The following is a 23,739-nucleotide window of genomic DNA, read 5'->3' on the forward strand; positions in this document are numbered from 1 at the left end:
CCGCAACATGTACGCCGTCCACGCGTTCAAGCGGCTAAAGATAGCGTTCAGACCGTGCTTGCCCCGTTTGAACGCGTGGGCACAGGAGCGCCCACCCTACGTTGCTCGCTGCACAGGTGAAATAGCGAAGGGGCCGTGCTTGCCCAGATTGAACGCGTGGACGGCGCAGCCGCCTTTCGTGGCCCGGTCCACTCTACCGACGCTACGAGCACACTTCAATGTTGCGCAGCGATCAGCCGTTCCGGTGCCAGGATGGACCACTCCTGCAGGTTCGCCGTGCCCAGCAGCTTGTCGCCGTGGTACACCCGCACGCGGCCCAGTTCGGCCGGTACGGCAAGCTCTTCCTTGCCGAGCGCCAAACGTTGCCCGTTCAAAAAACGTTTGGACAACTCCGCCGTCAACGCCACGGCAGGAAACGACGACAGCAGTGCATCCACCGGCGCCAGCAAGGACAGCGGCTCGGCATGCGCCTGCAGCGCTTCCAGCGTGATCATGCCGTCCATCGTCAGCGCCCCCACCTGGATGCGGCGCAGCGCGTTCAAATGCGCGCCGCAACCCAGCGCCGCGCCGATGTCCTCGCCCAGCACGCGCACGTAGGTGCCCTTGCTGCAGGTAACGCGGATCTTCAGCATCGGCGCTTCATACGCGATGAGCTCCAGGCCATGGATGGTCACCGGCCGCGCCTCGCGTTCGAGCACAATGCCCTCGCGCGCATATTCGTACAGCGCCTTGCCGTCGCGCTTGAGCGCCGAGTACATCGGCGGCACCTGCAGGATCGGGCCGCGGAAGCGCGCCAGCGCCGCTTCGATCTGCGCCAGCGTCACATCCACCGGCAGCGTCTCGATGGCTTCGCCCTCGGTGTCGCCGGTATTCGTCATGATGCCGAGGTGGACCGTTGCCTCGTAGGTCTTGTCCGCTTCCAGCAAGTCTTGCGAGAACTTGGTCGCTTCGCCAAAACACAGCGGCAGCAGGCCGGTGGCAAACGGATCGAGCGTGCCGGTGTGGCCGGCCTTTTTCGCGTTCATCACGCGCTTGGCCTTGATGAGCGCATCGTTCGAGGACAGCCCGACCGGCTTGTCGAGCAACAGCACGCCGTCGACGAGGTCGCGCGGCTTTTTCGGGGGACGTGCGTTCACTTCGGTTCGCTGTCCGCTGGCGCAGCGTCCGTGTTGCCGTCATCGAAGTCGGCCGCGCGCACGGCGTTCGCCTGGTCGATCAGGGCCGACATCTGCAGGCCGCGCGAGGTCGAGGTGTCGTGCACGAAGTGCAGCGCCGGCAGCGTGTGGATGTGCAGGCGCTTGCCGAGCATGTTGCGCAGGTAGCCGGACGCCTTGTTCAGGCCGTCGAGCGTCAGCTTGACTTCTTCCTTGCTGTCTTTCAGCAGGGTGAAGTAGATCTTCGCGTGCGCGTAGTCCGGAGTGAGCTGGACTTCGGTCAGGGTGATCATGCCGACGCGCGGGTCTTTCAGTTCGAAGGCGATCAGTTCCGACAGGTCTTTCTGGATCTGGTCGGCCACGCGCAAGCCGCGCTGGGGGATGGTTTTGCTGTGTTTTGCCATGATGATTGCTTTATATTTTTTGACGATGGTACATCGATTGCGCCGCGTGGGGCGTACGCGGTGCGCGCGATAAAAAAAACGCCATCGGCTGGGCGTGAGCCCGGCGGATGGCGCTTTTCGGTCGCGCGTCTGGATTACAGGGTACGCGCCACTTCGGTCACTTCGAACACTTCCAGAACGTCGCCGACCTGGATTTCGTTGTTGTTCTTCAGCGAGAGGCCGCACTCGAGGCCGGCACGCACTTCTTTCGCATCGTCCTTGAAGCGCTTGAGCGAGTCGATCTCGCCGGTCCAGATGACGATGTTGTTGCGCAGCAGGCGGACCGACGAGGAACGCTTGACGACGCCATCGGTAACCAGGCAGCCCGCAATCGCGCCGACCTTCGACACCAGGATGACCTGGCGAATCTCGACCTGACCGGTGATGGTCTCGCGTTTTTCCGGCGCCAGCATGCCCGACAGTGCGGTGCGGATTTCGTCGATCGCATCGTAAATGATGCTGTAGTAACGAATGTCCACGCCATTGGCTTCGGCCACCTTGCGCGCCTGGGCGTCGGCACGGGCGTTGAAGCCGATGATGACTGCCTTCGAGGCGACTGCCAGGTTGACGTCGGATTCGGTGATGCCGCCGACCGCCGCATGGACGACCTGCACGCGCACTTCCGAAGTCGACAGCTTCTGCAGCGAGCCAACCAGTGCTTCCTGCGAACCCTGCACGTCGGTCTTGATGATCAGCGGCAGGTTCTTCACCTCGCCCTCGCCCATCTGCTCGAACATGTTTTCCAGCTTCGCTGCCTGCTGCTTGGCCAGCTTCACGTCGCGGAACTTACCTTGACGGAACAGACCGATTTCACGCGCCTTGCGCTCGTCGGCCATGACCATGACTTCTTCACCGGCAGCCGGCACTTCGGTCAGGCCCTGGATCTCGACCGGGATCGATGGACCGGCGCTCGTGATCGCCTTGCCGTTTTCGTCGAGCATGGCGCGGACACGGCCGTAAGCCGAACCGGCCAGCACCACGTCGCCGCGGCGCAGGGTACCCGATTGCACCAGGATCGTCGCGACCGGGCCACGGCCCTTGTCGAGGCGGGATTCGACCACCAGGCCACGGGCCGGCGAGGCGACCGGGGCCTTCAGTTCCAGCACTTCGGCCTGCAGCAGCACTTGCTCGAGCAGGTCGTCGATACCGGTACCGATCTTGGCCGACACCGGGACGAATGGCGAATCGCCACCGTATTCTTCCGGCACCACGCCTTCGGCGACCAGTTCCTGGGTCACGCGGTCGGTATTCGCACCCGGCTTGTCGATCTTGTTGATCGCCACGACCAGCGGCACACCGGCAGCTTTTGCGTGAGCAATTGCTTCCTTCGTTTGCGGCATCACGCCGTCGTCCGCCGCCACCACCAGGATGACGATGTCGGTTGCCTTGGCGCCACGGGCACGCATTGCCGTAAAGGCTTCGTGACCCGGGGTATCCAGGAAGGTGATCATGCCGCGTGGGGTATCCACGTGGTATGCACCGATGTGCTGGGTAATGCCGCCGGCTTCGCCCGCAGCGACCTTGGCGCGGCGGATGTAATCCAGCAGCGAGGTCTTGCCGTGGTCGACGTGGCCCATGACGGTCACGACCGGTGCACGCGAGGTCGACTCGAACTCGGCGTGTTCGCCCTGGTCGGCCAGGATTGCTTCCGGATCGTCCTCGGCGGCAGCGAAGGCCTTGTGGCCCATCTCTTCCACCACGATCATCGCGGTTTCCTGGTCCAGCACCTGGTTGATGGTGCACATCTGGCCCAGCTTCATCAGTTGCTTGATGACTTCCGAGGCTTTCACCGACATCTTGTGAGCGAGTTCGGCCACGGTGACCGTTTCAGGAACGTGGACGTCCTTGACGATCGCCTCGGTCGGCGCCTGGAAGTTGGTTTCGCGGTCGTCGCTGTGCGAACGGCGGCCACCACTGCGGCCACCCGAACGCCAGCCATCGCGGCCGCTCGGCGAACCGGTGTTGCCACGGGTTTTCGCTCCGCCGCCAGGGGCGCCGCGCTTCTTGTCGTCCGACCAGGTCGACGACACGTTCGCCGACTTGATCGACTTCTTGTCGCCCGGCTTCTTGTCGCCCGGCTTGGCGGCGGCGCCGTCGGCCGGCTTCTTGTCGGCAGGCTTGTGCAGCGTACCGGCAGGTGCGGCCGGCTTGGCCACCACTGGTGCAGGAACCGGTTCCGGCGCCTTGATCACGCGGCGTGGCTGGGCCATCATCAGCTTGATCTGGGCGACTTCGTCGGCCACGGCCTTGCGGGCACGCTCGGTGGCGGCAGCGCGCTCGGCGGCGACCTTGGCCGCTTCGGCAGCTTTCGCCTTGGCGTCCTCGGCAGCGGCCTGCTTGGCCTGCTCGCTGGCAGCCGAACTGGCGGCAGCGGCAGCGGCGGCTTCGCGCTTGGTCTGCTCGGCAGCGTCGCGCTTGGCCTGTTCTTCGTCGGCCTTGGCTTGCTCGGCACGCTCGGATTCGAGCTTGGCCAGGCGTTCCTGCTTTTCACGCAGGTCCGCTTCCTGGCGGGCGACGAGCTCGGCATGACGGCGCGACTCTTCCTCGCGGCGTGCGATTTCGGCTTCGTCGATCACCGGTGCGGCAGGCGCAGCGGCAGCAGCCGGCGCCGGGTCGTCACGCTGGACGAAGGTACGCTTCTTGCGCACTTCGACCTGGATGGTGCGCGACTTGCCCGACGAATCGGCCTGCTTGATCTCGCTGGTTTCCTTGCGGGTGACCGTGATTTTTTTCTTCTCGGTCGATTCGCTTGCGCCGTGTGCACGGCGCAGGTGGTTCAGCAGCTTGTCCTTATCATCTTTCGACAAGGGATCTGACGTCGAACTTTTCTCGACGCCGGCAGAACGCAGCTGCGTCAGCAGCAAGTCTGCAGGCATCTTCAGTTCGGTGGCAAATTGGGCTACGTTGTTACTCGCCATTCAGTCCTCTTTTCTATGTGTCGCGGAGATGATAAAGATTTGCAAATTATGCCTTGGCCGTTTCTGCAAGGCTCCAGGCTTTCGCCTGCAGCGCCTTGGCGCGGTCATCATATTTACTGTCGACCAGCTTCATCTCATCGTCGGTCACATCATTAAATTCGTTCTTGATCAGTTCACGGGCGCGGTCCGACGGCAGCGACAGGATGGCGCCGAATTCGTCGTATGCGAGACCTGCAAATGCTTCTACCGTCTTGATGCCGGCCAGGCCAAGCTTGCCTGCGGTGCTGCGGTCCATGCCTTCGAGATTCACCAGTGCTTCTTCCATGCCTTCCAAACCTTCTTCGGATGCAATGGCTTCGGTCACCAGCGCGTCACGGGCGCGGGTACGCAGTTCGTTGACGGTTTCCTCGTCGAAGGATTCGATTTCGAGCATTTCCGAAATCGGGACGTACGCGATTTCTTCAAGGCTCGAGAAGCCTTCTTCGACGAGAATGTCGGCCACTTCCTGGTCCACATCGAGCTTCTGCATGAACAGGGTGCGGATCGCAGCCGTTTCTTGCGCCACCTTGTTGGCCGATTCCTCGGCCGTCATGATGTTGATTTTCCAGCCGGTCAGTTCCGACGCCAGGCGCACGTTCTGGCCCGAGCGGCCGATCGCGATGGCCAGGTTTTCTTCGTCGACCACCACGTCCATGGCGTGCTTTTCTTCATCGACCATGATCGACGACACGTTGGCCGGGGCCAGCGCGCCAATCACGAACTGGGCCGGATCGTCCGACCACAGCACGATGTCGACGCGCTCGCCGCCCAGTTCGCCGGTGACGGCCTGGACGCGCGAACCGCGCATGCCGACGCAGGTGCCGATCGGGTCGATGCGCTTGTCGGCCGTGTAGACGGCGATTTTTGCGCGGACGCCGGCGTCGCGGGCAGCCGATTTGATTTCCAGCAGGCCCTGCTCGATTTCCGGCACTTCCAGCTCGAACAGCTTCATGATGAATTCCGGCGCGGTGCGCGACAGGATCACTTGCGGGCCGCGCATGTTGCGGTCGACGCGCAGGATGTAGGCGCGGACGCGGTCGCCGATACGCAGATTCTCTTTCGGGATCATCTGGTCGCGCGGCAGGCGCGCTTCGATCTTGCCCGACTCGACGATGGCATCGCCGCGTTCCATGCGCTTGATGGTGCCGGTCACCAGCGAATCGCCGCGTTCCAGGAAGTCTTGCAGGATCTGCTCGCGTTCGGCATCGCGGACGCGCTGCAGGACGACCTGCTTGGTGTCTTGCGCGAAACGGCGGCCGAAGTCGACCGACTCCACCGGCTCTTCAATGTATTCGTCGACTTCGATGTCCGAAATCTGTTCTTTTGCTTCGAAGTGCAGGATTTCCTGGTCCGGCAGTTGCAGTCCGGCTTCATCCGGCACCACGTGCCAGCGGCGGAAGGTTTCGAATTCGCCGTTGTCGCGATCGATGCTCACGCGAATGTCGACCTCGCCTTCATAGCGTTTTTTGGTGGCCTGGGCCAGGGCGAACTCGAGCGCCCCGAAGACCACTTCCTTATCGACGTTTTTTTCGCGCGCAAGCGCATCAACCAACAACAAAATTTCGCGACTCATGCTTTGCGACTCCTAAAATCCACCTGCGGCACCAGGCGTGCCTTGTCCAATTCGGCCAGCGTAAATTCCAACAACGCCAGACCATCCTTACCTTCAAATTCCAGACCGATCTTGTCGCCTTCCGGCGCGACCAGGATGCCCGTAAAGGTCTTCCGGTTCGCGGAGCCCGGCATGGCGACGCGCAGTTTCACCGTGCATTCGTGGCCGGCGAAGCGCTCGAAATCGGCCAGGGTGCGCACCGGGCGATCCAGCCCGGGCGACGAAATTTCCAGACGCTCGTAATCGACGTTCTCGACGGTGAGTACGTGCGACAACTGGTGACTCACCGTGACGCAATCCTCGACCGTGATCGGCCCCTTCTCTTCGGCGACGGCAGCCGGGAAATCGATAAACACGCGCAGGACCCCGCGCTCGCCCCGTTCGACATCAACGAGGTCGTAGCCGAGGCCACCGACTGTCTTGGCGATCAAATCAAACTGCTGCACGACACTTCTCCAGGGCTTTAAAACGTTTTACCAAAAAAAAAATGGGCATCTGCCCATCTTTTTGAATTCACAACCCAACCAGATGAAAGCACTTGCACCAAATTAATACTGGGAAGAACTCCGGATTAGGACGCAAATTATAACGTATTCGAGGGCACGCTGCAATCGACATACCATTATATGGACGACCAAACAACAGCTGCACACGATAAATGTGGGGTGGGTTCTCTAACCTGCCACCCTACACCCCTCAGCATTCATCCGGTCGATGGTGGGTTCGAGAACCCACCCTACCAAACCTTAACCGCGGCGGCCGCGGCGCGGCAGGCCGTGCTCGGAACCGCGTGGGCCCTGGCCGCCGCGACGACCACCGCCGCCGCTGCCGGCGAAGCCGAACGTGGTCTGCAGCGGATCCGGCTGGCGCGGACGGCTGCTGCCGCCATTGCCGCCGCCATTACCGCCATTCCCGCCACCGCTGCCCGGACGGCCCGATGCGCCGCCGCCGAAGCCGCCGGCGTTGCCGCCACGCGCACCCTTGCCGCCACCTTGCGGACGGCCGTTCGGGACCGTCGACAGGCCGGCGTTGCGTTGCGGCGCGCCGGCGCGGGCGACCTGCGGGCCGAACGGGTCGACGTTGCGGTTCGCATCGGCACGGTCGATGCGGTTGCCGTCGGAACGGCGCGGATCGGCCGGCTGGCCGCTCTTGGCGCCCTTGCCGCCCTGCGCAGCGCCCGCGGCGCCCTTCTTCTCGATGCCGAAGGCCGACATGAAGTTGCGCACGTCGTTTTCTTCCAGCTCTTCCCAACGGCCGCGCTTCAGGCCCGACGGCAGGGTCATGGCGCCGTAGCGGGTACGGATCAGGCGCGAGACGGTCAGGCCGACCGCCTCGAACATGCGGCGCACTTCGCGGTTGCGGCCTTCGCCGATCACCACGCGGTACCACTTGTTGATGCCCTCGCCGCCGCCATCGACGATCTTGGTGAACGCCGCCTTGCCGTCCTCGAGGTCGACGCCGGCCAGCAGCTTCTGGCGCATGCCTTCTTCCAGCTCACCCAGGGTACGCACCGCGTATTCGCGGTCGATGTTATAGCGCGGGTGCATCAGGCGGTTGGCCAGGTCACCCGAGGTCGTGAACATCAGCAGGCCCTCGGTATTGAAGTCGAGGCGGCCAACGGCCAGCCACTTGCCGGTCTTCATGGTCGGCAGGCGGTCGAACACCGAAGGACGGCCTTCCGGGTCGTCGTGGCTGACGATTTCGCCGGCCGGCTTGTGGTACACCAGCACGCGCGGCGGCTTGGTGTTGTTCACCTTGCGCTGGATGAGCTTGCCGTTGATGCGCACGGCGTCGGTCGGCAGGATGCGCTGGCCGATGTGGGCCGGCTCGCCGTTCACCGACACGCGGCCGGCAACGATCAGGTCTTCCATGTCGCGGCGCGAGCCGAGACCGGCTTCGGCCAGCACCTTGTGCAGCTTCGGCGCGTCGTCGTCGGCGGTCAGGTCGCGGCGTACCGGCTTGGCTTTCTGCTGGCCCTGGCCGCCGTCGTTGGCGTCGAAGGCGTCCGAGGTGACGAAGGAGAACACGGCGTCGGCGTCGTTGCCGCCCTTGCCCGGCTTCTGCTTGCCGCCCTTGCCCTTGGCGCCGTGGGCGCCGCGCACTTGCTGACCCTGCTGCGCGCCGTGGGCGCCCGGAACACCCTGCTGGGCGCCTGGCTGGCCCGGCTTCTGGGCATTCTTCTGGTTCTTCTGCTTGCCTTTGCCCTTGCCCTGGCGCTGCTCGCGCACTGGCTCGGCGGCACGCGGCTCTGCCACGCCGTCGGCGCCGGCTTCGGGCGCGGCCTCGGTCTCAGCCTGAGACGCAACCGCGGCAGCCTGGAGCAGCTCGCGCTGGCCGCGCTGCTCGCGCATCTGGCGCGGACCGCGCGGCTTGCGCTGGCCCTGCTCCTGGCGCGGCGCATCGGCCGTTGCCGCAAGGGCGGCCTCGGCGGCTGCCACTGGGGTGGCCGGGGCCGGTGCAGGCGCCGGTGCACTGGCGGAGGCCGGCTGGGCTGGCGCCTCGGCCTGGACCTCGGCCTTCGCTTCGGCCGGCTTGGCCTTCGTCGCGCGCGGCTTGCGGGCGGCCGGGGCCTTCGGTGCAGGCTCGGCAGCGGCAGCGGAAGGAGCAGCAGCTGCAGTGGCAGCATCGCCCTCGGCGGCAACCACAGCCTTGGTACGGCGCTTCGGCTTCGCGGCCGGCGCGGTAGCGACCGCCGCGGCAGCGGCGGCGTCGGCCGGGACCGCGGCGGCAGGCGCCTCGCTCACGGCGGGCGCAGCAGCAGCGGCCTTGGTGCGGCGCTTCGGCTTGGCCGCGTCCTTGCCCGGCTCGGCGGGAGTGGTCTCGGTGGTGTCAGTTGGATTCATCATTCGTGTCATTGTTTTGCTGACCTGGTACCGAGCCGGCGGCCGGTTGCGGGTCATGAATCGGCACTTCCACTTGGGAAGCCCCTTGTTCGTCTTCGGCCGCCGCTCCCGCGGCTGCCCTGTCAAAATTGTCGTTCAGCGCCGCTTCGAGCGCTTCCAGCGAACGCCCGTCGGCGGCATCTGCAATCGCCTCCAGCGGCGGCAACTGGCCCAGCGACGCCAGTCCCAGGTCGTCAAGAAATTGTTTCGTCGTACCCAGCAAGGCGGGCCGCCCCACCACTTCGCGGTGGCCGACCACGTCGATCCAGCCACGGTCTTCGAGCATCTTGATCGTCTGCGAGTTCACCGCGACGCCGCGGATTTCCTCGATGTCGCCGCGCGTAACAGGCTGGCGGTAGGCGATGATCGCCAGCGTTTCCAGCGTCGCGCGCGAATACTTCGGCGGTTTTTCCGGCGACATCCGGTCCAGGTAAGGCTTCATTTCCGGGCGGCTCTGGAAACGCCAGCCCGAGGCCAGGCCGACGATCTCGATACCGCGGTCGCGCCAGTCGTGGCGCAGTTCCTCGAGCAGCAGCTTGATCGTGTCTGAACCGACGCCGATACCGAGCTGCCTGCCGTTCGCGTCGACGTCGGCGAACAGCTTCTTCATGCCATGGATCGACATCGGCTCGCGTGCGCACAGCAAGGCGGTTTCGAGGATCCGCTTGGCCTCGTCAGTCTTCATTCTCGATGTCGTCAGGCTCGAAAGCTCAATATAAATACTTGGTTGCCAGCGCACCGAGGCGCGGCAAAGATCATCGTGCAGCTGCCGCCGTGACGTGACCGGCCGAAAAATGCCGGTGGCTGTCGCGAACGGAACGCGGTTCACAGTACTGCTCGTCGAAACTGGATGCGTGGCCCGCGCCTGGATGGGACGGGCACAATACGGTAGCGGGACAGGACCCGGCTACAGGCCGCTCGCTTGCCAGGCGGGCAACGGGTTGGTGATCTAGCGAAACGGGCTTGCCGGTCTGCCGGCGCTCGCACGGGGCGCGAAGCCATCGTTTCTTCCAACTGCGGGCCATTGTAACCGATAAAACACGAGAACGGCCACTTGCGCAAGGGTGCGCAGTGCGGTTTGCGATCAAGCCGACAGTTTTTCCGCCAGAATCGCCGACACGCCAAGGAAAGCCGGATACTGCGCCGTGATCACGTAGGTGGGCACCTGGGACAGGTAGGAAGAGAACCTGCCCTTGCGCTCGAAGCGGCTGCGGAAGCAGGATAGTGCGAAGCGCTCGCCCAGGCGCGGCACGATGCCGCCGCCGATGTACACGCCGCCCTGCGCGCCCAGCGTCACCGCCAGGTTGCCGGCAGCGCAGCCAAGCATGCCGCAGAAGACCTCGAGCACCTCGCTCGCGAGCGCGCATTCGCCGGCCATGGCGCGGCGTGAAATCTCCGGCGCGCCGATCGCTTCCGGCTGCTGGCCATGGTACTCGGCCAGCGCCCGGTAGATCAGCTCGACGCCGGCGCCGGACAGGAAGCGCTCGGCCGACACGTGCTCGAACTCGCGCCAGGCGAACTGGAGGATTGCTACTTCGAGCTCGTTCGCCGGCGAAAAGCCGACATGGCCGCCTTCGCCGGACAGCGCGGTCCAGCTATTGCCCACCGGGATCAGGCCGGACACGCCGAGGCCGGTGCCGGCGCCAATCAGCGCCAGCGGCGCATTCGGGCGCGCGGCGCCGCCGCCGACCTGTACCTTGTCGCTATCCGCCAAGTGCGGCAAGGAGCGCGCCAGCGCGTAGAAATCGTTCACCACCATCAAGGTTGCGAAGCCCAGTTCCTGGCGCATGCCCTCGATCGAGAATTGCCAGTGATGATTGGTCATGCGGACCTGGTCGCCATCGACCGGATTGGCGATGGCGATCGCGGCGTGGCTGACCGAGCCGAAGCCTGCCGTTTCCGGCGCCGCCAGGTAGCTGCGGATGGCGTCGGCCAGCGTGTCGTGGTCGCCACAGCCCAGTACCTGCACCACCTCGAATTGCCCAGGCGCCGTTTCCAGCGCAAAGCGGGCATTCGTGCCGCCGACGTCGGCCAACAGGCGCGGTTGATCGAAACGGGCAACAGAGGAAACAATGGTGTCAGGCAAAGAAGCGGTCATTGCAGCACAGGAGGCAGGTGATCCTCCAAGCTTACTGGATTTCTTTACGGGAGTACAAGTTTATTTTGTAGTTTAGGTACAAAGCCAGCGAGCATCTAGGAAGAATGCATATCTTTATGCGTAGTACAGTTACGTCCGGAACGGTGTGAGTTCGGACGCCACCTCCACCGCCGCCGCATGGTGGGTGTTCCAGGCGTCGAGCCCGCCCTGCAGTGGCCGGGCGCGATGGAAGCCGTTGGCCAGGAATGCCTTGGCGACCTGGGCGGCGGTGACGTCGTTCGGGCAGCTGCAATACACAATGATGTGCCGGTCGCGGTCGAGCCCGGCCATCAGCTGGCCCGGCTCGCATTCCGCATACAAGAGCGCGCCGGGAATCGCGTGCTCCAGCGCCTGCGCCGTGACGCTGCGCGCATCGACGATCAGGGGATCGTGGCCGCCGTCGATCAGTGATTTGAGTTCGGCCACGCCGATGCGCGGCACGGCCATGCTGGCGCGGTGGCGGCGCCGCTCCACATATTTATAGGCGACGAACAGCGCCAGCAGCGTGCCGACCACCATCAGCGCGGTGCTGCCCATGGTTTCCAGGCCATCGAGCACGCGATCGACGCTGTCGTGGAAGAGCATGCCGACTGCCAGCCCGCTGCCGCCCCAGAGCAGCGCGCCGGTGGAGGCAAAGCCGAGGAAATGGCGCGTGCGGGTGCCGAGCGCGCCCGACATCGGCGCGGCAATCGCATTGAAGCCGGGTATGAATTTCGAGACCAGCAGCGACTTCGGGCCATAGCGGCGGAAGCGGTCCTCGGTCTGGTTGACGCAGGAATCCGGCGACAGGGAAATCCGGCACAGCAGGCGCAGCACGCGCTTGCCGTAGTAACGCCCGGCGCGGAACCAGAAATAATCGCAGATCAGGCAAGCCAGCAGCACAGCAGCCAGGCACAGCTGCCAGCTGGCGCCGCCATCCATGGCCATGGCCCCGGCCACGACCAGCACGGGAAAGGCGGGAATCGGCAGGCCGAACTGCTCCAGCAGCACCGTGCCGAAGACGAGCAGGACGCCGTAGTTCTGGATCAGGAGGATAAGTTCGGACATGCTGTGATGGTAGCGGAAATCTTCCTGCCCGGCTGGCAGCGGCCGGTTTTCCCTGATGGGATTACAACACCGGAGCAACAATCATGCGCCACGCGGGATCGCCGCGAGCAAGGCCTTGGTGTAGTCGTGCTGCGGGTTGCGGTACAGAACATCGGAATCGGCCATTTCCACCATGCTGCCGTGGTGCATCACCATCACGCGGTCGGCAATGTAGCGCACCACCGACAAATCGTGGGAAATGAAGATATAGCTCATCCTGTATTCGTCCTGCAGGTCTTGCAGCAGGTTCAGCACCTGGGCCTGGACCGACACGTCCAGCGCCGACACCGATTCGTCGCAGACCAGGATCTCCGGCTTCATGGTGAGACACCGCGCAATCGCAATGCGCTGGCGCTGGCCGCCGGAAAATTCATGCGGATAACGGCGATACGCCGCAGCCGGCAGCCCTACCCGCTCCAGCAGCGCCATCACGGTGGCCGTGCGCTCCTTGTCGTCGGCGCCAATGCCGTGGATGCGCATCGGTTCCAATAGAATCTGGCCAACAGTAAAACGTGGATTCAGCGAGGCATAGGGATTCTGGAAAATGATCTGGATGCGGCGCTTATACGCCTGGTAGTCGCGGTCGGACATGGCGAGCAAATCCTTGCCATCGAACAGCGCACTGCCGCCGGTGGCGCGGTGCAGCCTCAGCAGCGTCAGGCCGACCGTGGTCTTGCCGGAACCGGATTCGCCGACCACGCCCAGGGTCTTGCCGCGCGGGAGGGTGAACGACACATCCTGGACGGCGCGGAACTCGCGCTTGCCGAACAGCCCTTCGCGCAGCCAAAAGCTTTTTTGCAGGTTCTTGACCACCAGCACGTTCTCATCGTCCGGCGCATAGCCGCGCGTGCGCTGCGGCAGTGCGATGGATGAGGCGCCCTGCCCTCGCATGAAGTCGTCGATCACGGGCAGACGCAGCGGACGTTCGTCCAGCTTCGGGCGGCAATGCAGCAGGGCTTGCGTGTACAGGTCGCGCGGGGCGCCGAAGACTTGCGCCGCCGACCCCTCCTCGCGCACCACGCCATGGCGCATCACGATCACGCGGTCGGCAATCTCCCCCACCAGGCCGAGATCGTGGGTAATGAACAGCACCGCCATCCGGTGCTTCTTTTGCAGCCTGGCGATCAGCTCCATGATCTGCTTCTGGATGGTCACGTCGAGCGCCGTGGTCGGCTCGTCCGCGATCAGCAACTTCGGCTCGCAGGCAATGGCCATCGCGATCATGACGCGCTGCTGCTGGCCGCCGGACATCTGGCTCGGATAGGCGTCGATCTTGCGCGCCGGGTCGGGAATGCCGACTTCTTCCAGTAGAGCAAGGGTGCGGGCGCGCGCCGCTTTCGGGTTCATGCCCAGGTGCAGGCGCAGCACTTCGCCGATCTGGAAGCCGACCGTGAACACCGGGTTCAGCGAGGACATCGGCTCCTGGAAGATCATGGCAATGTCCTTGCCGCACAAACGGCGCCGCTCGGCCGCCGGCAGCTGCAAGATCTCGCGCCCATCGAACTGCACGCTCGACCCCGGGTCCACGACGGTCGTGTCCGGCGGCAGCAAGCCCATCACGGCCAGCGAGCTGACCGACTTGCCGCTGCCCGATTCGCCCACCAGCGCCACGGTGGCGTTCGCCGGCACGTCAAAAGAGATGCCCTTGATCGCCTCGACCGTGTTCTTCTTGTCGATACGGAATGCAATGCGCAGATCGCGCACCCGCAGCAGCATGTTGTCCTGGTGGCTCATGATCACTTCAGTTTCGGGTCGAGCGCATCGCGCAGCGCGTCGGTGAACAGGGAAAACGCCGTGACCAGCAGCGCCATCGCGCCGGCCGCGGCGGCCAGCTGCCACCACTTGCCAAGGATCAGTTCATTCTGCGCTTCATTGAGCATGCTGCCCCAGGACACGGTGCCGACCGGCACGCCGAAGCCCAGGAACGACAGGATGACTTCGGCCTTGATGAAGCCGACCACCAGGATCGACACCTGCACCAGGGCCACGTGCGACACATTCGGAAAAATGTGCGAGAACATCTTGCGCCAGCTCGAGGCGCCAATGGCGTCGGCCGCCATCACGTATTCGCGCGCCTTGTGCTTGATGTATTCGGCACGGATCAGGCGGTAGGGTCCGGTCCAGCCCGTCAAACCCAGGATCAGCACGATGGTGGCCACGCCCTTTTGCTGCAGCACGGCGGCCACGGTCAGGATCATCAGGATCGAGGGAATCGAGGTGAAGATGCTGTAGAACCAGTTGAAGAAGTCGTCGACTAGGCCGCCATAGAAACCCGAGATGGCGCCGAACAGGGTCCCGAGCGCCACCGCAACGAAGGCGGCCACCAGGCCGACGACGATCGAGGTTTCGCCGCCCTTGACGGTTTTCTTGAGGATGTCGTGGCCCCATTTATCCGCGCCGAACGGCAGCGTCAAGGCCTTGGCCACGGGCGGATGGCTGCGTCCGACTTCGCGCTTGAGGGTGTCCAGTTCGTCGGCCAGGGGATCGAAGGCATTCGGCGGCGTCGGCCGCTGTGGCTGGGCCAGGGCGGCCAGGGCCGGGTTGGCGCCAACCAATGTCGGCGGTGCGTAATTGACTGCGACCTCTTCTTCCCAGTCGGCTGCGACCAGGCCGCCCGAGGACAGGACCAGCATCAGGAGGAACAGACCGACCACGGCCAGGGCCGCCATCGCAATGCGGTCGGCGCGCAGGCGGCGCCAGGCAAGCGCCCACAGGCCGGGAGAGACTTCGTGGTGCATGTGACTCATTTTAGTTGCACGCGCGGATCGACAGCCTGGTACAGCAGGTCGGCCAGCAGGTTGAACACCATCGTTGCGGCCGCCACGTAGACGGTGATCGCCTTGATCACTGGAAAATCGCTGCGCTCGACGGCCAGGATGACTTCGCGCCCGATGCCGGGGATGCCAAAGAAACGCTCCAGCAGAAAGGCGCCGATCAGCAAGGCGGGCAGGTTCGCCATCACGTGGGTGATGATCGGGATCGCCGCATTCCTCAGCACGTGGACCCAGACGATGCGCCGTTCCTTCAAGCCCTTGGCGCGCGCGGTGCGCACGTAGTCCTGGCCCACTTCGTCGAGCACGAAGCTGCGGTAGAGGCGCAGGGTCGGGGCAATCGATACCGCCAGGCCGATGATGATCGGCAGCAGCGCGTAGTGCAGCAGGTTTTCTCCCAGGCTGTTGCCCCAGCCCTGGACCGGGAACAGGCCCAGCTTGTAGGCGAAGAAGTACTGGAACACGATGATGTAGACCAGTATCGAGATCGACATGCCGACCGTGCAGGCCACCATCACGGCGCGGTCCGTCAATGAGCCGCGCACGAAGGCAATGGCCAGCGCCAGTGCGATGCCCAGGAAGGTTTCCAGCAGCGTGAGCGGCACCAGCACGGTGAGCGAAGGGCCGAGGCGGCTGGCGATGATGTGCGAGACCGGCTCGCCCGTGCTCCAGGCGTTGCCGAAATCGAAGGTGAGGATTTGCTTCAGGAAGATGCCGAGCTGCACCCATACCGGCTGGTCGATGCCGAGCTGGGCGCGGATGTTGGCGATCGCCGCCTCGTCGGCCATCTTGCCCGCGAGCAGATAGGCCGGATCGCCGCCGACCCAGTTGAACAGCACGAACACGAGGACGATCACGCCGGCCATGGTGGGCAGCATTTGCCACAGGCGCCGCAGTAAATATGCTGCCATTAATAAGCTGCCATTCTTGTTCAGGAAGCCCAGCGATAAAAATGGTAACGATAGCGCATATCAGGCGCAGCGAGCCATCAACTTATTGTTGGCCCCTATAACGTAGGGTGGGTACTCGTACCCACCGTTCACCGTCGGTGGCGATGCGGCACGCTGCCGTTCAATCTGGTGGGTACAAGTACCCACCCTACAAACTGGCCCACCCTACGAACCGAATCACAAATCCTCGCGCAGCCGCCGCTGGCGCACCGCCGCCGCCAGCCCTTCCAGCACGCCGATGCTGGTCTCCCAGTCGATGCACCCATCCGTCACCGACTGCCCATACGTCAGCTCCTTGCCCGGCACCAGATCCTGGCGCCCTGCCACCAAATGCGATTCCACCATCACGCCCACGATCCGCTCGTCGCCGCGCGCAATCTGCGCGGCAATATCCGCACACACCGGCACCTGGTTCTCCGGCTTCTTCGAGCTGTTCGCATGCGAGGCATCGATCATCAGGCGCGAGGCCAGCCCCAGGCCGGCGATCTGGCGGCACGCTTCATCGACGCTGGCGGCGTCGTAGTTCGGCGTCTTGCCGCCGCGCAGGATGATGTGGCAATCCTCGTTGCCGGCCGTGGACACGATGGCGGAATGCCCGCCCTTGGTCACCGACAGGAAATGGTGCGGCTGCGAGGCCGCCTTGATCGCCTCGGTCGCAATCTTGATGTTGCCGTCGGTCCCGTTCTTGAAGCCCACAGGACACGACAGGCCGGAAGCCAGCTCGCGGTGCACCTGCGATTCCGTGGTCCGAGCGCCAATCGCGCCCCAGCTGATCAGGTCGGCGATGTACTGCGGGCTGATCACATCGAGGAACTCGGTGCCGGCCGGCAAGCCCATCTCGTTGACGTTGCGTAGCAGCTCGCGCGCCATGCGCAGGCCGTCGTTGATGCGGAAGCTGTTGTCCATGTAAGGGTCATTGATCATGCCCTTCCAGCCAACGGTGGTGCGCGGCTTTTCGAAATACACGCGCATCACGATTTCCAGGTCGCCAATAAAGCGCTGGCGCTGCTCCACCAGGCGGCGCGCGTACTCGATGGCGGCCTTCGGGTCGTGGATCGAACAGGGGCCAATGACCACCATCAGGCGGTCGTCCTGGCCGTGCAGGATGCGGTGCAGCGCCACGCGCGCATTCGCCGCAGTCTGCTCGGCAGCCGGCGTCACCGGAAACTCGCGGATCAGGTGCGAGGGCGGCGTCAGTTCCTTCATTTCGCGAATGCGTAAATCGTCGGTGCGGGGCATGCTGTACTCCGTTATCTGGTCTGCAAATAAAAAAACCGCCATCGCTGGCGGTTTCTGGTATTCGGTCCTGGTCTTTGCTGTTCGCGTGTACCCGCCGCTACTCCACCGCCTGAAGGCTGGAAAAGCCAAAATAAAACCAGCGGGTAAAGGAAACAGCGAAAGCAGCGTTGCGCATGAGGGAATCCGAAAAGGTCGAATCGACTATAACGCCAATGCGTGAAGATTGGCAAGCCTTTTGTCCGTAGCGTAAACATGGGTAGATCGGCAAATAAGTGGCAAGCAGTTGCGACAAACGCACAGCCGCGCGCACGCCGGCGTGACGTTTGAGAGATATCAGACAGCCTGTTGTCGGGAATGCAAAAGTCAGGACATGCCCCGGTTCAGCGGTGTTTGTCCTTATCGAGAATCAATTGCTGTGCGTTGATTGTCTAAGCGAACGCAAACAGACGCGACATGGACCGGAATTTCCACACGTTCTGGAGTCCGGACATGACTGAAACCCTGATATCGCGCGCCGTGCGCCGCATGTTTGCCGGCGGCGGCGCGGTCGGCCTGGCCCTGCTGGCGCTGCCGTCGGCGCAGGCACTGGCGCAGGCGCAGCAGCAAGAGCAGGCGCAGCGGCCCATCGCGCGCGTCGAAATCACCGGCAGTAACATCCGCCGCGCCGAAGCCGAAACCGCCTCGTCGGTGATCACCGTGAACCGCGCCGACATCGAGCGTTCCGGCAAGAGCACGGTGTCGGAACTGCTGCAGACCCTGGCGGTGGACAACCAGGGTTCGGTGCCGACCAGCTTCGGCAACGGCTTCGCGGCCGGCGCCTCGGGCATTTCGCTGCGCGGCCTGGGCACGGCCTCGACCCTGGTGCTGCAGAATGGCCGGCGCATGGCGCCCTATGGCCTGGCCGACGATGGCCAGAAGGTCTTCAGCGACCTGAACGTGATCCCCACCGATGCCGTCGACCGCATCGAGATCCTGAAGGACGGCGCCTCGGCCATCTACGGTTCCGACGCGATTGCCGGCGTGGTCAACATCATCCTGCGCCGCAATTTCACCGGCACCACGGTGCGCGGCCTGCTCGGCATCAGCGAGGAATGGGATGGCGAAGAACAGAATTTCGCCATCACCCACGGCTTCGGCGACCCCGACAAGGACCGCTACAACGTGCTGCTGAACTTCGAGTTCAAGCGCAGCAACGACATCTGGCTGCGCGACCGTGCCAGCCGCGACCACATCGGCCGCATCGACCTGCGCCGCTGGGGCTATTCGGCGCTCCAGAACCTCGGCGGCACCGGGGCCATCACCACCAACAACGCGGCCGGCAATGCCATCAACGGCAACGTGCGCAACCCGACCACGCTCGACTACTACAACCGCGGCAACCTCGACCCGGCCACCGGCTTCACCCGCTTCTTCCCGGGCGCGGCCTGCAGCAACTTCACCAACCACCCGCAGGGCGACCCCGGCGGCGGCTGCCTGATCGACTCGACCCTGGTCTACAACCAGATCCAGCCGCAGCAGGAAAACTACAGCCTGTTCGGGCGCGGCACCTACCGCCTCACGCCCGGAATCGAGGCCTATGGCGAGGTCAATCTGTACAGCAGCAAGTCCTCGTCCTCGACCACGCCGTCCACCGTCAGCGCCTCGGTCGGCTACCCCGGCGGCCCGGTCAGCAACGCCGCCTCGCTGCTGGGCGCGGCCCACCCCGACAACCCCTACTTCGGCACGGCCGCGCGCCTGCGCTACCTGGCCGGCGACGTCGGGCCGCGGGTATCGAACATCGATTCCTTCTTCTCGCGCCTGCTGGCCGGCGTGAAGGGCGAAGTCGCCGGCTGGGACTACGACACCTCGCTGCTGTTCTCGCGCAGCACCGTGACCAACGAGCGCCGTGGCCAGCTGCAGCGCGACGTCACCTTTGCCCTGCTCAATCCGGACGATGCCGTGAACGTGGCCTCGGCCCTGGCCACCAGCCCGGCCTATGCGGCGCTGCCGCCCGGCAGCTTCTGGCGCATCGGCGAAAACGCCGGCCTGAACGACCCGGGCGTGTACGCGGCGCTGTCGCCGATGATCCGCAACAGCGCCGAGACCAAGATCATCCAGGGCGACTTCAAGGCCACGCGCGAATTCGGGCAGCTGGCCGGCGGGCCGGTCGGGGTCGCGGTCGGCACCGAGTGGCGGCGCGAGGAAACCGAACTCGGCCCGAGCACCGGCACCGAGCGCGGCAACGTGATCGGCCTCGGCTATTCGGCCTACCGCGGCGCGCGCAACGTGTTCGCGCTGTACGGCGAAGCGCTGGCGCCGGTGCTGCCTGGGGTGGAAGTCACCGGCGCGCTGCGCTTCGACGACTTCACCGACGTCGGCCGTTCCTGGACGCCGAAGGTCGGCGTAAAGTGGACGCCTTCGCGCCAGTTCGCCCTGCGCGGCACCTTTGCCAAGGGCTTCCGCGCGCCCAGCGCGGCCGAGAACGGCGTCGGCGGCCTGGCCGCCTTTGCCACCGCCGAGGACCCGCTGCGCTGCGCCCTGGGCGTGACGGCGGCCTGCGACCCGGCGAATATCGCGGTCATCACCTCGCCGAATCCCGATTTGTCGCCGGAGCGCTCGCGCAGCTACAACATCGGGTTCATCTGGGATCCGCTGCCTCGCACTAGCATCTCGGTCGACTTCTGGAAGATCGAGCGCAAGAACGAGATCAACCAGGAGCTGACCGACACCGCGATTGCCGCCGGCAACGTGGCGCGCGACCCGAGCACGGCCACCGGCATCCCGGGAGACCCGGGCGCCATCACGGCGGTGCTGGCCAACTACGTGAATTCGGCGCAAACGAAAGTGCGCGGCATCGACGTCGACGCCCGCCACACGCTGCGCCTGCCGGACGGCTGGGGCAACCTGCTGCTCGACGGCAAGCTGACCTACCTCGACGAATGGGTGCGCACCGAACAGGACGGCAGCTCGCGCGACTTCGCCGGTACCCACGGCAACTGCGACGTCACCAACTGCGTCGGCACCCCGGACTACCGCGCCAACCTGCGCGCGTCCTGGGACCGTGCGGATTGGCGCGTGTCGCTGAACGCCAACTACCGCGGGCCGATCGACAACGTGCTGTTCAAGGGCGACCCCGACGGCTGCGCCAGCCACTACGCCAACGGCGACGACGCGCCGCGCAATTGCGAGCTGGCTTCGTTCACCACCTTCGACCTGGTGGTGCGCTGGAAGCCGCAGCCGCAGTGGGAAGTGTTCGGCACCGTGGAAAACCTGTTCGACAAGGTGGCGCCGCTCGACCCGCTCACCTATGGCGCCCAGGCCTACAACCCGCTCGACTACCTGGGTGCGGTGGGACGCACCTTCTCGCTGGGCGCGCGCTATACGTTCTGAGCGTTCCCTGTGGTGCACATGCCACGGCTTCCCGTGGCCGGCCTAGGTCCGGCAGGCGAATCGCCTGCCGGTGCCTGCCCGATTTGACCGAAATCACCGAACACGCATAAGGCAGTGCAAGACTCGGAAACAAGCACCTCGGCGCGACATTTGTTTATTTCACTGAACAATTGTTTTTCGCAATCATTTTTAACGACAAAGCAGGCGCTGCGAGGCCATTACGACACCATTCGGGGAGCCCGTCATGCACGAAACTATCCTGTCCCGTTCGCTGCGCAGCGTCTTCGGCGCCGCCAGCCTGGGTCTCCTGGCCAGCCTGCCCGTTGCCCTGCGCGCTGCCGCGCAGGAAGCGCAGCGCCCGCCCGAGTCGCCGGCCCTGCAGACGCAGGCCCCCGAACAATCCGCCGCGCAGCCGATCCAGCGCGTCGAAGTCACCGGCTCCTCGATCCGGCGCATCGCCGCCGAAAGCGCGCTGCCGATCACCACCATCCGCGCCGCCGACTTCGCCAAGCAGGGCCTCACCACGGTGCAGGAAGTGCTGAACACGATCCCGATGAACCAGACCTCGACGGTCAGCTCGTCCGCGGTCGGCTCCGGCACCGGCGGCCGCGCCGTGGCCGACTTGCGCGGCCTGGGCGGCGACAAGACCCTGGTGCTGCTGAACGGCCGGCGCCTGGCGAACCACCCCTATTTCGCCGACACGGTCGATTTGAACATCATCCCGGTGGCGGCGCTGGAACGGGTCGAGGTGCTGCGCGACGGCGCCTCGGCCATCTACGGCACCGACGCCATCGGCGGCGTCATCAACTTCATCACCAAGCGCTCTGTCGAAGGGGGCGTCCTCACCTACGAGGGCTACGAGCCCTGGCGCCAGGGCGGCGGCAACGAGCAGCGCATCAACCTGTCCGGCGGCTGGGGCAAGCTGGAGCGCGACGGCATCAGCATGTTCGGCGTGCTCGACTACCACCAGCAAAGCGCCCTGCGCGCCACCGAACGCGCCTTTTCGCGCACCGGGGTGCGGCTAGATCGCGGCATGAACGAAGTCAGCGGCACGCCCTTCCCCGCCAACTTCTTTTCCGACCTCGGCGTGACCGGCAACCCCGGCTACGCCGCCGGCTGCCGCCCGCCCGATTCGCTGCCGGCAGCGGACGCCCCGGTCTGCGCATTCGACTACACCCAGTACAACGACAACATCCCCAAGACGCGCCAGCTCAGCGCGATGGGCAAGGTCAACCGCCAGTTCACGCCCGACCACCTGGGCAGCCTGGAATTCGTCTGGGGACGCAGCACCAACGAGTCGCGCGTGGCGCCGCCGCCGATGTCGAACATCGGCATCGTCATGACCGCCGCCAGCCCGTATTACCCGGGCAACGGCGCGGTGCCGGCCTTCCCCGGCCTGAGCGGCGAAAACCTCGACATCAGCTGGCGTCCGGTGGAAAGCGGCCCGCGCGAGAACTACGACAGCAGCAGCACGGCGCGCCTGCAGGCCAGCCTCGAAGGCACGATTGCCGGCTGGGACTACAACACCGCCATCTCGCACTCTAGCGGGCGCGCGAAAAGCACCTTCCGCGGCGGCTACCTGGTGGACGGGCGCATCATCGACGGCGTGGGGGCCGGCATCCTGAATCCCTTCGGCCCGCAAAGCCCGGCCGGGGCCGACTACCTGAACAATTCCCTGCTGCTGGGCGAGTATGTACACGCACGCATCAACAGCAGCGCGGTCGACGGCCGCGTAAGCCGCGAGCTGATGACCCTGCCCGGCGGCGCGCTCGGCTTCGCCCTCGGGGCCGAGTTCCGGCGCGACCGCGCCAAGTACTTCGTCAACCGCGACCTGGCCGGGCAGGCCTCGAGTTCGGGCTATGCCGATGCGCAGAACCAGTCGGGCCAGCGCAGCATCTACGCCGTGTTCACCGAACTCAACGTGCCGGTAATGAAAGACCTGGAACTCAACTTCGCCGGCCGCTACGACCACTACAACGACGTCGGCGGCAGCTTCAACCCCAAGGTGTCGCTGCGCTGGCAGCCGACGCGCCAGTTGCTGGTGCGCGGCTCCTTCAACAAGGGCTTCCGCGCCCCGACCCTGTTCGACCTATACGGGCCGCAATCGACCACCAACAGTTCCGACACCTACAACGACCCGGTGCTGTGCCCGAACGGCGTGCCGGTGCCGGGCGCCAACCCGAACGTCGTCTGCGGCCAGCAGCAGGATATCCGCCAGGGCGGCAACCCCGACCTCAGCCCGGAACGCTCGCGCACCTACAGCGCCGGCGTGGTGTTCGAGCCGGTGCGTGCGCTGACCGTGTCGCTCGACTACTGGAACATCAAGCTGAAAGACCAGATCAGCGCCCTGGCCGAGCAGACCATCTTCTCCAACTACCCGCGCTACCAGAATCTGTTCGTTTACAACGCAACCGGCACCAGCCTCGACTACGTGCTCGACATCACCGACAACCTGGGCGAAGTGCAGACGCGCGGCCTGGATGTGTCGCTGCTGTACCGTATGCCGCGCAGCCCGGTCGGCAACGTCAGCGTCAGCCTCGACGGCACCTACGTCAACAAGTACGAATACCAGAACGAGCGCGGCGGCGACTTTACCCAGAATGCCGGCCGCTACGCCGACGCCTCCCCGGTCTTCCGCTGGCGCCACAACCTGCTGTTCACGCTGATCCGCGGCGACTACACCTTCAACCTGTCGAACCGCTACATGTCGCACTACGAAGACCAGAACACGGCGGTGGCGCCGGAGTTCTTCAACAATGTCGGGCATTACTCGACCTGGTCGGTGTCGGCCACCTTTACCGGAAATCCGAAGTTCGAGTTCACCGCCGGAGTGAAGAATCTATTCGACGAAACGCCACCGTTCACCAACCAGGTGACCAACTTCCAGCTGGGCTACGACCCGCGGTATACGGACCCGTTGGGGATCACGCCGTATATGCGGCTGACGTACAAATTTTAATGGCGTCAACGCATGAGGTCATAGGGCGGGCCGGGCCACGCTAGGCGCCGCGTGTACTCACCTTTTACGCGTGGGCACGGGGCGCCCACCCTACGTATTCCACTGTTTCGTCCAAAAAAATGCCCGGGCTAACCGGTAATGCCGTTCAGTTAAGACTGAACGGCATTTTTCTTTTGAGTG

Annotated in this window: 16 protein-coding genes; 3 read left to right on the forward strand and 13 right to left on the reverse strand. The window is 64.8% G+C overall.

Annotated elements, in window-relative coordinates; translation table 11 throughout:
- Positions 1-215: 215 nt before the first annotated feature.
- From truB to aroG, 13 genes are all read right to left on the reverse strand, one after another.
- On the reverse strand, positions 216-1,136 hold the full coding sequence (gene truB, locus QWL29_RS09265; RefSeq protein ID WP_305822601.1) for a tRNA pseudouridine(55) synthase TruB: 921 nt from the start codon (positions 1,134-1,136) through the stop codon (positions 216-218).
- Positions 1,133-1,558 carry a 30S ribosome-binding factor RbfA gene (gene rbfA / locus QWL29_RS09270; RefSeq protein ID WP_305822602.1) on the reverse strand — a complete coding sequence of 142 codons (426 nt, stop codon included), beginning with the start codon at positions 1,556-1,558 and terminating at the stop codon, positions 1,133-1,135. Before rbfA ends, truB begins: the two co-directional genes overlap by 4 nt.
- A 134-nt stretch (positions 1,559-1,692) precedes the next feature.
- On the reverse strand, positions 1,693-4,515 hold the full coding sequence (infB, locus tag QWL29_RS09275) for a translation initiation factor IF-2 (protein ID WP_305822603.1): 2,823 nt from the start codon (positions 4,513-4,515) through the stop codon (positions 1,693-1,695).
- Positions 4,516-4,561: 46 nt separating this feature from the next.
- Complete coding sequence (nusA, locus tag QWL29_RS09280) at positions 4,562-6,127, reverse strand: transcription termination factor NusA (RefSeq protein ID WP_305822604.1); 1,566 nt, start codon at positions 6,125-6,127, stop codon at positions 4,562-4,564.
- The gene (rimP, locus tag QWL29_RS09285; RefSeq protein ID WP_305822605.1) at positions 6,124-6,612 is read right to left on the reverse strand and encodes a ribosome maturation factor RimP; all 489 of its coding nucleotides are present in this window, start codon (positions 6,610-6,612) and stop codon (positions 6,124-6,126) included. Before rimP ends, nusA begins: the two co-directional genes overlap by 4 nt.
- Before the next feature lie 300 nt (positions 6,613-6,912).
- Complete coding sequence (gene rluB / locus QWL29_RS09290) at positions 6,913-9,009, reverse strand: 23S rRNA pseudouridine(2605) synthase RluB (RefSeq protein WP_305822619.1); 2,097 nt, start codon at positions 9,007-9,009, stop codon at positions 6,913-6,915.
- On the reverse strand, positions 8,996-9,733 hold the full coding sequence (gene scpB / locus QWL29_RS09295) for an SMC-Scp complex subunit ScpB (protein ID WP_305822606.1): 738 nt from the start codon (positions 9,731-9,733) through the stop codon (positions 8,996-8,998). Before scpB ends, rluB begins: the two co-directional genes overlap by 14 nt.
- Positions 9,734-10,132: 399 nt before the next feature.
- A complete protein-coding gene (locus QWL29_RS09300; RefSeq protein WP_305822607.1) occupies positions 10,133-11,146 on the reverse strand; it encodes a glucokinase in 1,014 nt (337 codons plus the stop codon).
- A 129-nt stretch (positions 11,147-11,275) separates the two neighbouring features.
- Positions 11,276-12,232: a rhodanese-like domain-containing protein gene (locus QWL29_RS09305; RefSeq protein WP_305822608.1), complete on the reverse strand. Its 957-nt coding sequence runs from the start codon at positions 12,230-12,232 to the stop codon at positions 11,276-11,278.
- Between the two features lie 81 nt (positions 12,233-12,313).
- Positions 12,314-14,005, reverse strand: a complete 1,692-nt coding sequence (locus QWL29_RS09310) for an ABC transporter ATP-binding protein (protein ID WP_305822609.1) — start codon at positions 14,003-14,005, stop codon at positions 12,314-12,316.
- Positions 14,006-14,007: 2 nt separating this feature from the next.
- Positions 14,008-15,009: an ABC transporter permease gene (locus tag QWL29_RS09315; RefSeq protein WP_441295506.1), complete on the reverse strand. Its 1,002-nt coding sequence runs from the start codon at positions 15,007-15,009 to the stop codon at positions 14,008-14,010.
- Between the two features lie 5 nt (positions 15,010-15,014).
- Positions 15,015-15,953, reverse strand: coding sequence for an ABC transporter permease (locus QWL29_RS09320; RefSeq protein WP_305822611.1), 939 nt, complete (start codon positions 15,951-15,953; stop codon positions 15,015-15,017).
- 216 nt (positions 15,954-16,169) lie between these two features.
- A complete protein-coding gene (gene aroG, locus QWL29_RS09325; protein WP_305822612.1) occupies positions 16,170-17,231 on the reverse strand; it encodes a 3-deoxy-7-phosphoheptulonate synthase AroG in 1,062 nt (353 codons plus the stop codon).
- Between aroG and QWL29_RS09330 the strand changes: the two genes are divergently transcribed.
- From QWL29_RS09330 to QWL29_RS09340, 3 genes are all read left to right on the forward strand, one after another.
- A complete protein-coding gene (locus tag QWL29_RS09330) occupies positions 17,230-17,451 on the forward strand; it encodes a hypothetical protein (RefSeq protein WP_305822613.1) in 222 nt (73 codons plus the stop codon). The genes aroG and QWL29_RS09330 overlap by 2 nt on opposite strands.
- A gap of 269 nt (positions 17,452-17,720) precedes the next feature.
- A complete protein-coding gene (locus QWL29_RS09335; protein ID WP_305822614.1) occupies positions 17,721-20,600 on the forward strand; it encodes a TonB-dependent receptor in 2,880 nt (959 codons plus the stop codon).
- A gap of 244 nt (positions 20,601-20,844) precedes the next feature.
- Positions 20,845-23,559: a TonB-dependent receptor gene (locus tag QWL29_RS09340; RefSeq protein ID WP_305822615.1), complete on the forward strand. Its 2,715-nt coding sequence runs from the start codon at positions 20,845-20,847 to the stop codon at positions 23,557-23,559.
- The last annotated feature ends 180 nt before the right edge of the window (positions 23,560-23,739 follow it).

This window comes from Massilia brevitalea, from assembly GCF_030711405.1.
Classification (GTDB): Bacteria; Pseudomonadota; Gammaproteobacteria; order Burkholderiales; family Burkholderiaceae_D; genus Telluria; species Telluria brevitalea.

Bases quoted from the DNA above. Each gene is read 5' to 3' on its own strand.
- rbfA (WP_305822602.1), bottom strand. From the start codon at position 1,558: ATGGCAAAACACAGCAAAACCATCCCCCAGCGCGGCTTGCGCGTGGCC.
- infB (WP_305822603.1), bottom strand. From the start codon at position 4,515: ATGGCGAGTAACAACGTAGCCCAATTTGCCACCGAACTGAAGATGCCT.
- nusA (WP_305822604.1), bottom strand. From the start codon at position 6,127: ATGAGTCGCGAAATTTTGTTGTTGGTTGATGCGCTTGCGCGCGAAAAA.
- rluB (WP_305822619.1), bottom strand. From the start codon at position 9,009: ATGAATCCAACTGACACCACCGAGACCACTCCCGCCGAGCCGGGCAAG.
- scpB (WP_305822606.1), bottom strand. From the start codon at position 9,733: ATGAAGACTGACGAGGCCAAGCGGATCCTCGAAACCGCCTTGCTGTGC.
- QWL29_RS09300 (WP_305822607.1), bottom strand. From the start codon at position 11,146: ATGACCGCTTCTTTGCCTGACACCATTGTTTCCTCTGTTGCCCGTTTC.
- QWL29_RS09305 (WP_305822608.1), bottom strand. From the start codon at position 12,232: ATGTCCGAACTTATCCTCCTGATCCAGAACTACGGCGTCCTGCTCGTC.
- QWL29_RS09310 (WP_305822609.1), bottom strand. From the start codon at position 14,005: ATGAGCCACCAGGACAACATGCTGCTGCGGGTGCGCGATCTGCGCATT.
- QWL29_RS09315 (WP_441295506.1), bottom strand. From the start codon at position 15,009: ATGCACCACGAAGTCTCTCCCGGCCTGTGGGCGCTTGCCTGGCGCCGC.
- QWL29_RS09320 (WP_305822611.1), bottom strand. From the start codon at position 15,953: ATGGCAGCATATTTACTGCGGCGCCTGTGGCAAATGCTGCCCACCATG.
- QWL29_RS09330 (WP_305822613.1), top strand. From the start codon at position 17,230: ATGCTGTACTCCGTTATCTGGTCTGCAAATAAAAAAACCGCCATCGCT.
- aroG (WP_305822612.1), bottom strand. From the start codon at position 17,231: ATGCCCCGCACCGACGATTTACGCATTCGCGAAATGAAGGAACTGACG.
- QWL29_RS09335 (WP_305822614.1), top strand. From the start codon at position 17,721: ATGACTGAAACCCTGATATCGCGCGCCGTGCGCCGCATGTTTGCCGGC.
- QWL29_RS09340 (WP_305822615.1), top strand. From the start codon at position 20,845: ATGCACGAAACTATCCTGTCCCGTTCGCTGCGCAGCGTCTTCGGCGCC.